The sequence below is a fragment of the Butyrivibrio sp. TB genome (genome assembly GCF_900110805.1).
Taxonomy (GTDB): domain Bacteria; phylum Bacillota; class Clostridia; order Lachnospirales; family Lachnospiraceae; genus Butyrivibrio; species Butyrivibrio fibrisolvens_C.
Window position 1 is genome coordinate 70,370 of sequence record NZ_FOER01000011.1, and the last position, 13,404, is coordinate 83,773.

General features: G+C 41.3%; 11 protein-coding genes. 1 reads left to right on the forward strand and 10 read right to left on the reverse strand.

Annotation, left to right across the window (positions count from 1 at the left end; translation table 11 throughout):
• Positions 1-74 precede the first annotated feature (74 nt).
• Together BMX21_RS09030 and BMX21_RS09035 are read right to left on the reverse strand one after the other, a co-directional pair.
• Positions 75-971, reverse strand: a complete 897-nt coding sequence (locus BMX21_RS09030; RefSeq protein WP_092043574.1) for an alpha/beta hydrolase — start codon at positions 969-971, stop codon at positions 75-77.
• Between the two features lie 202 nt (positions 972-1,173).
• A complete protein-coding gene (locus BMX21_RS09035; RefSeq protein WP_092043577.1) occupies positions 1,174-2,544 on the reverse strand; it encodes an MFS transporter in 1,371 nt (456 codons plus the stop codon).
• 384 nt (positions 2,545-2,928) lie between these two features.
• Between BMX21_RS09035 and BMX21_RS09040 the strand changes: the two genes are divergently transcribed.
• Positions 2,929-3,828, forward strand: a complete 900-nt coding sequence (locus BMX21_RS09040) for an AraC family transcriptional regulator (RefSeq protein ID WP_092043580.1) — start codon at positions 2,929-2,931, stop codon at positions 3,826-3,828.
• 12 nt (positions 3,829-3,840) lie between these two features.
• Here the strand turns inward: BMX21_RS09040 and BMX21_RS09045 are convergent, their stop codons facing one another.
• From BMX21_RS09045 to BMX21_RS09080, 8 genes are all read right to left on the reverse strand, one after another.
• Positions 3,841-4,263, reverse strand: a complete 423-nt coding sequence (locus BMX21_RS09045) for a metal-sensing transcriptional repressor (RefSeq protein WP_022755768.1) — start codon at positions 4,261-4,263, stop codon at positions 3,841-3,843.
• 433 nt (positions 4,264-4,696) lie between these two features.
• Positions 4,697-5,080: a DUF4342 domain-containing protein gene (locus BMX21_RS09050; RefSeq protein WP_027205119.1), complete on the reverse strand. Its 384-nt coding sequence runs from the start codon at positions 5,078-5,080 to the stop codon at positions 4,697-4,699.
• A gap of 298 nt (positions 5,081-5,378) precedes the next feature.
• Complete coding sequence (locus BMX21_RS09055; protein WP_092043583.1) at positions 5,379-6,554, reverse strand: ABC transporter substrate-binding protein; 1,176 nt, start codon at positions 6,552-6,554, stop codon at positions 5,379-5,381.
• Positions 6,555-6,848: 294 nt separating this feature from the next.
• On the reverse strand, positions 6,849-7,889 hold the full coding sequence (locus BMX21_RS09060; protein WP_027205117.1) for an ABC transporter permease subunit: 1,041 nt from the start codon (positions 7,887-7,889) through the stop codon (positions 6,849-6,851).
• The gene (locus tag BMX21_RS09065; protein ID WP_092043586.1) at positions 7,886-8,980 is read right to left on the reverse strand and encodes an ABC transporter permease; all 1,095 of its coding nucleotides are present in this window, start codon (positions 8,978-8,980) and stop codon (positions 7,886-7,888) included. Before BMX21_RS09065 ends, BMX21_RS09060 begins: the two co-directional genes overlap by 4 nt.
• Entirely contained in the window at positions 8,973-10,490 is a 1,518-nt protein-coding gene (locus BMX21_RS09070) for a sugar ABC transporter ATP-binding protein (RefSeq protein ID WP_022757431.1), read from the reverse strand. Before BMX21_RS09070 ends, BMX21_RS09065 begins: the two co-directional genes overlap by 8 nt.
• Positions 10,491-10,636: 146 nt before the next feature.
• Entirely contained in the window at positions 10,637-11,776 is a 1,140-nt protein-coding gene (locus BMX21_RS09075) for an ABC transporter substrate-binding protein (protein WP_022755763.1), read from the reverse strand.
• Positions 11,777-12,045: 269 nt separating this feature from the next.
• The gene (locus BMX21_RS09080; protein WP_022757429.1) at positions 12,046-13,398 is read right to left on the reverse strand and encodes a sensor histidine kinase; all 1,353 of its coding nucleotides are present in this window, start codon (positions 13,396-13,398) and stop codon (positions 12,046-12,048) included.
• Between the last annotated feature and the right edge of the window lie 6 nt (positions 13,399-13,404).

The following is a 13,404-nucleotide window of genomic DNA, read 5'->3' on the forward strand; positions in this document are numbered from 1 at the left end:
CCAAGCAGTACAAGATTATATTATTTCTCTTGTTCGCATGGAAGGGGGGTTCAATACTTTAGAACTATTTTCTTTTATATCAGCGATTTAAAGAACTGTGTTTCATCGTCATTGCACTGAACAGCTTCCGGAAGTCTCATGTTACAGTGGAATACATGTCCGAGTTCTCCATTTGGACTTGTATAGTACTTGCAGGTAAATGGTACAGAATTTCTGATCATAACTTCTGCCATCTTGGGAAGCTCATCCTTAAGGAAATCTCCTGTTGCGGACATGAGGAATGATGGCGGATATGCGCTTGTTATATAGTTGCCGGCATTCATTACATCAAGATCATCATCTGTGACTTTTTTGCCAAAAAGATCGTCCATGAGTGATCCCATGTTGTCATCAGCTTCTTTTACAGACTTTATCTCAAATGCAGCACAGTTGAATGCAATGCCTTTGAACCTGAACTTGTCGGATGCTGTGAAGTCGAACTTGTCAGCATACTCCTTGTTGGTAAGGAAGGCTGCTGTGATACCTATAAGCGTACCACCTGCAGAATCGCCAACACCGAAGATATTATCAAGGTCAAAGCCGTATTTATCTGCATTATCTACGATCCAGTTAATAACAGCACAAGAATCTTCAAGGCTAGCTGGGAATGTATATTCAGGTGCAAGTCTGTATGAATAGCAAACTACTGCAAAGCCTCTCTGTGCAAGAGAAGCTGAGTAGTACTTGTATACTTCCTTATCACCATATACCCAGCCGCCGCCATGGATCACTACGATCACAGGGAGCTTCTTATCTTCCGGGAAGTCAACCGGTCTGTATACATCAAGGAGCTGCCAGTCAGGGTGCTGTCCTTTATCACCATAAGAAATATCACTATATCTTTTTATATCTGCAGGAATCTCAAGGCCTGCATCTCTCATGGCATCGCCTTTTGAAAACATTTCTCTTATTGTGTCGCTTGTCTTTGACATATTTACTACCTCACTTCGTTTATATATATCTTTTGCCTAAAAATATTCTTTTTAATAATATTTTTTAACTATATTTCATTATATCAATTATAGTCTTATTACTACACTTGTTATTTAATAATGCGAATGAACCTAAAATCAGTTCATCCGCACTATTATTTAATTCCTATCCCCTATTTTGGTTGAAATGCCTTTATACCATTTAGGCCATAGATCTCTTAGCTTCAAGGTCTCTCTGGATCTGGTCGATGTGCTTGTCAATGTTCATGATGATGCACAGTGCAAGTACTACCAGTGACAGGATTGCTCCAAAGTATCCATATCCAAAACGGATTGATGCAAGCGCAGCTTCTGTCTGGACTTCTGCAGTTCCTACATATCCGCCGATTGCAATGATCCATGTGCAGATAGCTGATCCAAGGCCGATACCAACTTTCATACCAAAGCTTGTACAGCTGTTAACAAGTCCTTCAGAACGAACTCCTGTCTTCCATTCACCATAATCAACTACGTCAGCTGTTGTAGCGAATATTCCTGACATGATAGGTCCTGTACCAAATCCCTTAACAATAAGGCCGAGTACTACAAGTGGAAGGTTAGAACCTGCTGCTCCAATGATGCAAGAGCCTATAGCCATGATTGTTGCACCTGTGATCATGAGTTTTCTTTTTCCAAACTTTGCAACAAGTCCCGGCATCATAAGATTTACGATCATAGCAGGTACAGTTCCGGCTACTGATGTCCATGAAAGGAATGCGATGTTTCCAAGTACGCTGTTGCAGAAATAGTAGGTCATAGAACCTGTTGTTACTACGTTGATGTACAGGAACATGAACATAAGTGCCTGAATGAAGAAATATTTGTTCTTAAAAAGTGCCGGAAGAGCCTTTGAAAGCGGAACTCTTTCTACTTTGACTGTTCCATCATCCTCAGCATCTACGTGCTCTCTTACTCCAAGGAAGCACAGAACGCACATAACACATGCAACAGTACCATAGATAGCTGATATTGATCTCCAGCCAACGCTTGCTATAAGGTTAGCTGTGATTACGTTTGTGATAAGTGATGTAACCTGAGTCATTACGAATCTGATAGAAGCTGTCTGAGCTCTGTCCTGTACATCAAGTGTCATACGGCTAAGAAGTGCATTGTAAGGCAGGTTGTTAGCTGTATAGATGATGCAGTTCTGGAAGATATATGTAAGATAGATGTAGATGAGCTTACCAGTTGCACCAAGTGATGCCGGTACGTTGAATATCAAAAAGAGTGATATTCCCATAAGTGGTGCTGTCCACAAAAGCCATGGTCTTGCTTTACCATATTTTGACTTAGTCTTGTCAACAATTGCACCCATAATAAGATCAGTAATACCATCAAATACTCTGCATAGCAGCATCATAGTTCCTATAGCAGCTGCAGCAACTCCTACAGTATCTGTATAATATCCTGTGAGAAAAGATGATGCCAGAGCAACTATTACATTGGCGCCGCAGTCACCGATTCCATAAGATAATTTCTCTGTGGTAGAAAGACGTACTTTCTTGTCCTGACTTTGTTCGTATATAGCTTCCATATGTTTCCTCCCTTTATATAGGGTCCTCGATCCGGCTGCTGCTATCCTTTCGTACTGCCATTCTTGCATAGGCATGAGCTCTAGATCAGTAAGCCGCCGTGTCACTCCTTGATGCCACCATAATGGCTATTATGAAGCCGGACCCTTAATTCCTTCTCTGGAAACTAATATATTAAAAATTGATAATTTACTCTTTACATTTCTTGCCACAAAAATTACGTTTTCTTGACTTTTAATCTTCGTCTTATATAATTATCTCTGATACATATAACAGTATGTCTATATCAAGCTGTCTTTTAAAACGCCTGATATCATATCTTAATTATTTATACCTGATGCAATAAAACATTTTTGCCAAATATAATCTGAAGTACAAGGGGAAATATGCCGGAATCAACCACTCAAGATATCTCATATGAAGTAGTACACTACCATACAGAGATGCCTTTCAATATATTAAATGTGCATAAAAGGGATCTTTACAGAAACGGTAACCTTTCTACTGCCAGTGATGTTCTCGATCATTGGCACAACGAGCTTGAAATAGTCTACTCTTATTCAAATGACGGAATATACTATACAGATGGTGTACCTCACCATCTGGAAGCTGACCAGTTCATCATCGTTAACTCAAGAAGTATTCACAAAGTCATATCCAACAGGACAACTCCATATGAAGACATGCCAGATACACTGACTACCGTGCTTCAGATAAGTGATTCATTTCTTCGAAGCTTCATTCCAAACTTTGAAGACCTGTACTTCCTGCCGGTATTTAAAACAAATGAAGAAAGACCTGCTCAGATAATGAAAGATCTTGCAAGATATGCTGATGGAAAAACTTTGAATAAATACGAAAATATGCGCCTCATCGGCCTGGTACATGAGCTTTTATATTATATCTGCAGAGATGACCTGACTCTTAAAGACATGGAAATGCCTAAAAAAGACAGAAAAAATGCTGATATTTTAAGAAAGATAATCTCCTACACAGAAGATAACTACAGGCTGGATATAAATGAGATGTCTGCCGCACAGCACTTTGGATACTCTGCAAGCTATTTTTCCAGATTCTTCAGATCCAATATGGGAATAACCTATAAAGAATTCCTGACAAGAATGCGTATCAATTCTGCCAAGGATGCTCTTACAGGCTCTTCCAAGTCCGTTCTCGAAATAGCCATGGACTGCGGATTCTCAGATGCAAGAGGTCTGATAAATATGTTCAACAAATACGAGGGAATAACCCCTCTAAAGTACAGAAAAAAGTACACAACCACCTAAAAGGTGTGAATTTTACTTCATAAAATAATCAATTGCTTTGTTCATCTTGTCTACAGACTCGGTATCATTTTGAGCTACCGCTTCTACTATGCAGTGATCAAGGTGCTCTTTGAGTAGTGCCTTGCCTGCATTATTGATCTCTGATTTGACTGCTGCTATCTGAACCAGAACATCAGCACAGTCTTCACCATTTTCAAGCATTCGCTTGATGGATTCCATATGACCGATTGATTTGGAGATACGATTTATGATCTTTTTCATCTCCTTGGGGTCATGGGTATGTGAATGAGAGTGATGAGTATGAGCATGATCATGATCTTCATGTGCATCATTGTCATGAGCATGCACATGATCATGGTCTTCATGCGTATGGGTATACTCATGACCATTTTCATCTATATGCGTATGAGTTTTAATATCATCTCTTTTTTTCATCCTAACCTCTTCTTCGAAACTCTCACATCTACATTCCACTCCGGTCGGCGCAAAGCAGACATCCCCGGATGTCTTGCGCCCTCAAACATTCGCAAATCCGCGCTACGTGCTACTTTGCTCATGTTTGGCGGGTCATAGATTCATATTCGATTTCGAGCAAGCTCGAATCGAAATGACTTTTTATCCTTACGTCATATTATAAGATTTGAGCACTTGCGCCGCAAGCTCAACCTTCCCGTTCACGGCGTGTAATATACCAAACCTGCGGGGCCGCTCATTTTGCCATCGACATGAAGTCATAAAACAAAAGCTGGTAAAACTTTACAGTCTTACCAGCTGCTCATACACATTGTCAAATTTAAGATCATATCCTGGCTCAAATAGCCAGCGATCAATATGACTTTTGACTAAATTGTCATATTCTGCTATCAGCTCACTCTACCTTATCAACAGTTCCGTCTTTCTTAACGATCTCAACTGTGCATCCAAATCCGAATGCTGCGATAGCGCCTGCGATGAATGCCCACGGTGCTGCTGCCACACCTACAACGCCCCCGATAATTCCTACGTTGACAGGTAAGCTAAGGAGCACTTCATCCTTGCGGCGGATCTGAACCTTTGTAACATTGCCCTCTTCAACCCTGGCTTTGATCTTATCGATGATATCCTGAACCTCAGTATTATCTTTCTCAGGAGTCAGATACTTGATAGCATCTTCAGGATTACCATCTGTCTCTTCAAGTGCCTTCTTTGCAGTCTTAAAATCTACGCCTGTAGCGTCAATTACCTTTTCTACTGCTTCAACTGTGATATCCATAATTTTATCTCCTTTCGTGACCAATAAATTTTTTCATTGAAAATAAATAAGAAACATCTCCGGTCAGATCAGATACCGGATCATAAGCTTTGTGGCAACCACCATCATCTGCGGCAGTCACTTCGTGCTTACAAGATAATTCTATCATTATTTTCCTAATAAAAAAGTGTAAAATCAGCGAATTAAGCAGGTTAATTCGCTGTGTCAGTTATGGTAACACTAGATTGTGAGAGTTTCATAGAAACGGAACAATCCGTTAGTCATAAGGTGTCAATAGAAACTTTTGACACCTACCTCACTAATATACTCTTTTATCTATTATATCTTGAGATAATATAGTAACTTTGTATGTATTTCCATCTATTCTTGTGGAATATACCGTTCTGTCCGCCGAGAACTGACTTTCAAGAACATAGCTTTCTTTTTGCAGATAGGTATTGTTCTCAAGGCAGGCGATAGTCTGTGTCAGGACAGGCCCGTACAAAGGGTTGCACTCTGTATCAACTGCTATCGTCCCGTCAAGTGTAAGCTCCAGGCCCTCTCTTGTTGAGTCAAAAGAGATGATCATCACATCACCATTCTCAATATCACTTCCTATCTTGTAGCCGGCATCAGTCAATGCCTCTATAGCGCCGTAGGCCTCGTTGTCATTCTCACAGTAGACTATGTCTATCTTGTAGCCATACTCTTCTATCATCTGCTCCATGACTTCCCGTCCTTTGGCTTTGACAAAATCTCCGCTTTCTGCTGCAAGCAAAGTCCAGTTATCATGGGTATCCACAGCATCTTCAAGTGCCTTACTCCTGCCTATCTGAGCAGACGCTCCAAGTGTTCCCTGAATATCTATTATGCCAATCTCACTTTCAATATTTTTTTTAGAAAGAAAGGCATCAAGCCATGCACAGGCTCTTGCTCCTTCAAGATAGAAATCAGCTCCGACCCAGGCGGTATATAATGAATCATCCTCTACGCTTACTCTTCTATCGACGATTATAACCGGAATTCCTGCTTCCTTAGCTTCAAGCAGGGCGCCTTCCCAACCGGTCTCAACGATAGGATCAAGGATTATATAATCAACATCCTGGTCTATGAATTCTCTGATTGCTTTGAACTGATTCTCCTGTTTCTGCTGGGCGTCATCATATATGAGATTGTAACCATTTTCCGCTGTAAATGCCGATACCACAGAATTGGTGCAGGCAAGCCTCCAGTCAGACTCGGCTCCTATCTGTGAAAAGCCAACTGTGATGGTATCTCCTGTATTGACATATATCCCGGCTTCATCCAATGATTCCGACTCTGCTACATCATTAAAAGAAGTATCCGAAGCATTGGAGTCAGCTTCAGTTTCATTGACCATCTGTCCGTAATCCTGAAGATATGAACTGTTTTGATCCGTACAGCCGCATATACATATTGATTGAATACTTATTATAGATAAAATAGATATAATCCTTCCAAGTCTTTTTTGCATATGTTGCGTAGCTCAAGCCCCTTCTCTGTCGATATTGAATTTAGTGTATTACATTTTGACCAAATCACTTGTCTGTGAATCTATCTACATCTTTATATAAATCTTGACAATCTTGCATACTGATATATATCAGATTTTATTTTATCATAGATACCCTCAAGTCGCGAGTAAAGCAAGTGCCTAATGGTTCAAATTGATGGAACTAACGTCTTCGATTTGGATTTAAAACGCTACATTTTCAAACTTATACCATTACGATACAATACCCCCGGCCACATAGCCGGGGGTTCATCATTACTTTGCTTTTCTTGTTCTAAGAGTTGCAGCTATGCTCTGAATTACGATGAATAGGAACAGAAGCGCTGCTGTAAGGATATTGGGCCAGGAGCTTGCAAGCTTACCATTGGTCTTAACTATTGAAGAGATCGTTCCATTTATAAGTACTCCGAAGAATGAACCTATAACGTTGCCAACACCTCCTGTCAGGAGTGTTCCACCTATGACCGCTGATGATATGGCATCCATCTCAAGTCCCAAAGCCTGCTGTACAGAACCTGACATAGTATTAAGACAGAAGCATATGCCTCCAATCGAGCACAAAAATGATGACAATATATAAGTCTTCATCTTGATAAGCTTGACATTAAGACCCATCATCGCAGCAGACTGTGCATTGCCGCCTACTGCGTACAAGCTTCTTCCAAATCTTGTATACCTTAGCATAAGGAATATCAGGATCAATACGCACAAAGCTATGATAACACCTACTCTCACATATGGAGCCATATACACTCCTTTACCATTGACATATCCGCCAAAGGGGAGCTTGATCTTGATGTTGGCTATATCATAGAATGCCTTGTTCATATCCTGTGTTATAGATACCTGCTCAGTACATATAACTGCAGTCATACCTCTGGTAAAAAACATACCGGCCATAGTTACTATAAATGGCTGTATCTCAAGGTATCCTATCAGATATCCCTGAACCGCGCCAAATATAAGTCCTATCACAAGTACCAGAACTATCATGGGGAATGCTCCGATTCCATTGCGCATACCTGTTGCAAGGAGCATACAGTCCATAGCGATAAGGCCGCCGACTGAAATATCAATTCCAGCTGTCAGCATGACACAGGTAAGCCCGCATGCTACGCAGATAAGTCCTGCATTAGTAATAAGGATATTCAAAAAAGTCTGAAGATGGGTAAAACCTTTACTTCCATATGCTATGCAGCCGCCTGCATACAATACTATAAATAGTATTATTGTTATTATCAGTAGGATGGTATGGCTGTTTAGTGTCTTCTTTTTACTTTCTGTCTGCTTGCTCATACTCTAGCCACCTCCTTTGCTGCATTTCTTTTTCTAAGATATGCTTTGATAGGTGGTGACTGGATTGCAACTATTATGATAACGATGATTGCCTTAAATACAGGAGCCTGATCTGTTGATACGCCCAGAGCATACAGGGTTGTAGTTATAGCCTGGATCGTATATGCACCTACTATAGAACCTGCCAGTGAGAACTTACCGCCTCCAAGAGAGTTGCCGCCAAGTGCAACTGCAAGGATTGCATCCATCTCGAGATACAAGCCTATGTTATTGGAGTCCGCAGAAGTGATCCTGGATGAATTCACGATTCCTGCAATTCCTGCAAAAAGGCCGCAGATAACATATGTAAGGAAGATGATACGTCTTGAATTAAGTCCTGCTATGCGGCTTGCCTTTGAATTAATACCAACAGACTGAATATAAAGACCAAGGGCTGTTTTCTTAAGGACTATAGCCAGGATACATACACATACAGCTGTAATAATAACCGGTGTAGGAATCGGACCAAGAAAACTTCCGAATATACCATAAGAACCATTTCTTATATAAACGATAAGGTCGTTACATAGAAGTAGTCCTATAGCTCTTGCAGCAGAATACAGGATAAGCGTCGCAACCATCGGCTGTATATGAAGGTAAGCTACAAGGAAGCCGTTGAAGCATCCGCATACGCATCCCATCAAAAGACCGCCAAGGATTCCCACAAAGAGCGGAACTGCAAGCTCGGTGGTAGATGATACGCCGTAGCCTGCAAGGAGCATACAGCAAAATGATGCTGAAAGACTCATTACAGAACCTACCGATATATCAGTTCCCGCCGAGCTGGACACAACCAGCGTCATCCCTAGTGCCAGTATTGCAGCTTCGCTTCCCCTGTTTAGAATATCGATAATTCGACCATACAGAATCGTTCCGTTACTGGTCGTATTCTGAAGCTTTATTACAAAAAATCCCAACGGATTAGAACCAACAGCTGCGTCATGGATTATATTAACAGCCATTACCAGTATAAGTGCGACTATAGGAAGAAAAAGAGGTGATCGCCTTACTTTTGCAAAGAATGAATCTTTGCTTTTTTTCTCATTACTCATTTTCCTTACCTCCCGCAATGACTTTCATAACGTGATCTTCGGTCAGATCATCGTCTATCTCCCCGACTTTGGCCCCGTCTCTCATGATGACCATACGACTACAGGTCCTTATCATCTCTGATATCTCAGATGATATGAACATGATGCTCTTGCCCTCTTCTGCAAGCTTAAGCACAAGCTTCTGGATCTCTGTCTTGGTTCCTACATCAATACCTCTTGTAGGCTCGTCCAGGATCAGAAAATCAGGATCTGTCGCAAGCCATCTGGCAAGTATGACTTTCTGCTGATTACCACCTGAGAGCTGCTTGACAAGTGTATCCCTGCTTGGAGTCTTGATAGACAGGATATCGATATACTTATCTGCTATCGCATTTTGCTCAGAAGCTGACAGAAGCTTAAACATTCCGTTCTTGGCCTGCAGCGCAAGGATGATATTGTCTTTGACAGACATATCAGCTATGATACCTTCTGCTTTTCTGTCATCAGGAAGAAGTCCCATTCCCTTATTCATAGCATCTATAGGCTGAGCTATCTTAACTTCCTGCCCCTTAACTTTAAGTGTTCCGGTATTGGCCTTATCAGCTCCGTATATGGTCCTTACAAGCTCACTACGGCCAGAACCCAGAAGTCCCCCAACTCCTACGACTTCGCCCTTGTGAACATCAAGGTCAAATGGCTTAACGGTACCGATATGACTAAGCCCTCTTGCACTTATAACAACTTCGTCATTTATCTTTTTGGATGTATCTGATTTGATCTTGGCAAGATCATCGAAATCCTTGCCCATCATAGCAGCTACAAGCTTAAGTCTTGGCAGATCTTCAACTTTGTACTCACCAACAAGTCTTCCGTTTCTAAGAACTGTGATCCTGTCACAGACAGCATATACCTGCTCTAAAAAATGAGTTACGAATATAATTCCAACGCCTTTATTTTTCAGCATTCTCATAAGGCCAAAGAGCTTCTCAACCTCTTCATCGTCAAGAGATGATGTAGGCTCATCGAGGATGAGAACCTTACATTCCATATCGACAGCTCTTGCTATAGCGACCATCTGCTGAATTGCCAGCGAGTAGTTTTCCAGGTTCTGAGTTACATCAACAGCTATTCCAAGGTCATCCATGAGCATTGCAGCTCTTTTGTAATAGGAACGTCTGTCGACAGTATGCAATTTGGTAAGTGGTTCTCTTCCAATAAAAAGATTCTCTGCTACAGAAAGATTGGGGCAGAGATTAACTTCCTGGTATACAGTTGATATACCTACTTCTTGTGCATCTTTTGTAGAATGATTACGTACCGGTCCTTGTATCCCGTCTATATGTATCTCACCAGCTTCAAAGTCATTGATACCTGTAAGGCATTTGATAAGCGTAGACTTGCCGGCTCCGTTCTCTCCCATCAGCGCGTGAATCTCTCCCTTTCGAAGAGTGAAATCTACGTCTTCGAGAGCCTTGACACCGGGGAAAGTCATACTGATTCCTCTGGCTGTCAGAACAACACTTTCTTCCATTCGCGCCTCCCTTGATCATAAACATCTTTTTGTAACAATGGCCAGGACCCGACAAGATCCTGGCCATTATTAGTATGTATTCTTTTAAAAGGATTTCTTAATCTTTTAATAAACTATATGTGGAAAAAATATTCCGTTTTTTTTAATTAATACTGAGCTTCGATAACAGCATCTGTAACTTCTGTCATCTCCTGAGCTTCGCCGTTAATTGAGAACTCAACGATAGCATCAGGAAGTGCATACCAGTGCTCAGGCATGTAAACTTCTGCTTCAGGTGTTCCGCCGTTTTTAAGAGTCTGGATAACTTCTTCTACTGTAGGAGCTGCAAGAGGGTTACACTCGAAATCTGCTGTGATCTTACGAGCCTTAACTTCCTCAAGACCTGCTGTACATGCGTCAAAAGAGATAAGGATTACATCGCCGTCAGGACCATATGTAACACCTGCATTGTCCATAGCTGTCATAGCACCGAATGCTTCGTTATCATTCTGGCATACAACTACGTTGAACTTGCCTTCGTAGCTCTTGCAGTATGATTCCATAACTTCCTGTCCGCCGTCTTCTGTGAAGTCACCTGTCTGCTCATCAAGGATTGTCCATCCATACTTGTCAGCAACTTCCTTGAATCCGTCAGAACGTCCGATCTGTGCGGATGCGCCTGTTGTACCGGAGATAACGAGTGCGTTGATCTCTGAGATACCGTTAGCATCTGCGTATGCTTTGAGCCACTCACCAGCTGCAAGACCTTCCTGCTTGAAGTCAGATCCAACCCATGCTGCATACTTGTCAGAATCATCAATTGTACGGTCGATTACGATTACAGGGATTCCTGCATCTTCACATTCTGTAAGGACTGTATCCCAACCTGTAGATACGATAGGATCGATGATAATGTAATCAACGTCCTGCTCGATGAAAGATCTAACTGCTTCAAGCTGAGCTGCAGAATCGTTATCGCAGTCTACAAAGCTCAGGTTATAGCCATTAGCTTCTGAGAATACATCCTGGCAGGATTTGGTAGAAGCTGTACGCCAGTCAGACTCATGTCCAACCTGTGCAAAACCGATATTGATCAGTTCCCCATCTGAAGCCTCGGTATTTTCAGCTACTTCCTTCTCAGCCTCTTCTACATCAGTCGCTGTATCAGTACTGTTATCAGCAGCTTCTTCCTGACCAGCGTCACCTGCAGGCTCTTGTGTAGTTTCTGCAGTGCCTGATGAACAGCCTGCCAGAAGACTTACAACCATTGCAGAAGACATTAATGCTCCAAGTACTCTCTTTTTCATTTGAACCCTCCTTTGGACCCTATCAGGGAAAAGAAAAAATGCCATCTGATAAGCGCATTTTCTTTTATCTTGAATAGGGATCTGATAATTGTTGGTCTGTAACTGTTACCAATTGTATTGTATGGAGGGCGAGGTTTCGATACATTATTTTCGCTTTTTAGTTATATTTTTTATTAACTTTTAAAAAAGTTTGTTTTTTTACGGAAAAAATTTTGATTTTTTATTATGACAGATGTCATCAGATCCATCTGAAAGTCGTGAATTTCGCATTATTGCGCTTCCTTAGGGAACAATATTTTTACTATAGTTCCTTTGCCATATTCGCTTTCAATCTTCAGGCCATATTTATCACCATAGTTAAGGCGCATACGTTCGCCGACATTGGCCATTCCAAAGCCTGCATTATCCTCTCTCGCTTTCTCAAGGCCGTCTGCAAGACGCTGAAGATGGAGGGTGTCTTCCGGGCTCATACCCTTACCATCATCTTCTACATCTATCTCAAGATCGCTGTCGTGATAGTGCATGGATATCCTGATAGTTCCGCCGCCGCGTTTATTTTTGATCCCATGATACAGCGCATTCTCAACTACAGGCTGAAGTGTCATCTTGATGATCCTGTATTCAAGAAACTCCTGCGGTATATCAATTTCATAGTTCAATATGTCACGATATCTGAATCTCTGGATCTGCAGGTACGACTCTATGTGTGATATCTCCTGCCTGATAGTTATATAATCAAGTCCTCCGGACAAAGTAGTCCTAAAGAACCTTGAAAGAGACGTAACTATACCTGTTACATCGTCCTTGCGACCGCCCTCAGACAGCCATACTATATTGTCCAAAGTGTTGTACAAAAAATGCGGATTGATCTGGGACTGAAGGAGCTTTAATTCGAGATTCCTTGAATTGATCTGCTCGCTCTTGACTTCGCCGACCAGTATGTCGACTTCATGAGTTATAGCTGAGGACAGATATATTACTAATAGAAGTACAAATATGAAAAAGATAATAAAGAACATACCGATAAAGCGTATCACTCTGATACGCTCAGCATCCATTGCAGCCCTTATAACTTCCATGCTGCCTGCTTCATAATAGATGTATTCGGAGATTCTTTCTTGTATAAGCTCAGTGATTACGCGGATATCATTATCAAGAGCGCTCATATTGACATCATATGATCCGCCTTCGATTATATTGTTATTGATATCATTACACCTGTCATCTAGTGTGGATAGGAGTTTAAGGACACTTTCCGCTATTTTTCTGGCATTGGGAGAGGTTGAACATGTCAGGAGGCTATCAAAACTCTGTCTGACACTGCTTGTCATATCATCCGGGTTGATCAGTCCGAGTTCTTCATTTATATGGTCTTTGGTAATTGATCTTGCTACCATCTGGTAGAGAACCGCATCGTACTTTTCCCTGAATTCAAGGTTGTACTGATTGGCAATCGCAACATTGGATACGACAAGATTATAAGAATTACCAAATCGATAGAGATTATATAATAAGAATACAGTGATCAATGTAAAGGGGATCAGCATGACCATAACCATAACAGTCAGCTTTTTGCCCACAGAAAGACCACTGATTATATTCGCCTTCTGATCTTTAGCCATATGTGC

What these genes read in the sequence shown, in the direction of transcription:
- BMX21_RS09035 (WP_092043577.1), bottom strand. Translation starts at nt 2,544, where the DNA reads ATGGAAGCTATATACGAACAAAGTCAGGACAAGAAAGTACGTCTTTCT.
- BMX21_RS09055 (WP_092043583.1), bottom strand. Translation starts at nt 6,554, where the DNA reads ATGCAAAAAAGACTTGGAAGGATTATATCTATTTTATCTATAATAAGT.
- BMX21_RS09040 (WP_092043580.1), top strand. Translation starts at nt 2,929, where the DNA reads ATGCCGGAATCAACCACTCAAGATATCTCATATGAAGTAGTACACTAC.
- BMX21_RS09075 (WP_022755763.1), bottom strand. Translation starts at nt 11,776, where the DNA reads ATGAAAAAGAGAGTACTTGGAGCATTAATGTCTTCTGCAATGGTTGTA.
- BMX21_RS09060 (WP_027205117.1), bottom strand. Translation starts at nt 7,889, where the DNA reads ATGAGCAAGCAGACAGAAAGTAAAAAGAAGACACTAAACAGCCATACC.
- BMX21_RS09045 (WP_022755768.1), bottom strand. Translation starts at nt 4,263, where the DNA reads ATGAAAAAAAGAGATGATATTAAAACTCATACGCATATAGATGAAAAT.
- BMX21_RS09050 (WP_027205119.1), bottom strand. Translation starts at nt 5,080, where the DNA reads ATGGATATCACAGTTGAAGCAGTAGAAAAGGTAATTGACGCTACAGGC.
- BMX21_RS09030 (WP_092043574.1), bottom strand. Translation starts at nt 971, where the DNA reads ATGTCAAAGACAAGCGACACAATAAGAGAAATGTTTTCAAAAGGCGAT.
- BMX21_RS09070 (WP_022757431.1), bottom strand. Translation starts at nt 10,490, where the DNA reads ATGGAAGAAAGTGTTGTTCTGACAGCCAGAGGAATCAGTATGACTTTC.
- BMX21_RS09065 (WP_092043586.1), bottom strand. Translation starts at nt 8,980, where the DNA reads ATGAGTAATGAGAAAAAAAGCAAAGATTCATTCTTTGCAAAAGTAAGG.
- BMX21_RS09080 (WP_022757429.1), bottom strand. Translation starts at nt 13,398, where the DNA reads ATGGCTAAAGATCAGAAGGCGAATATAATCAGTGGTCTTTCTGTGGGC.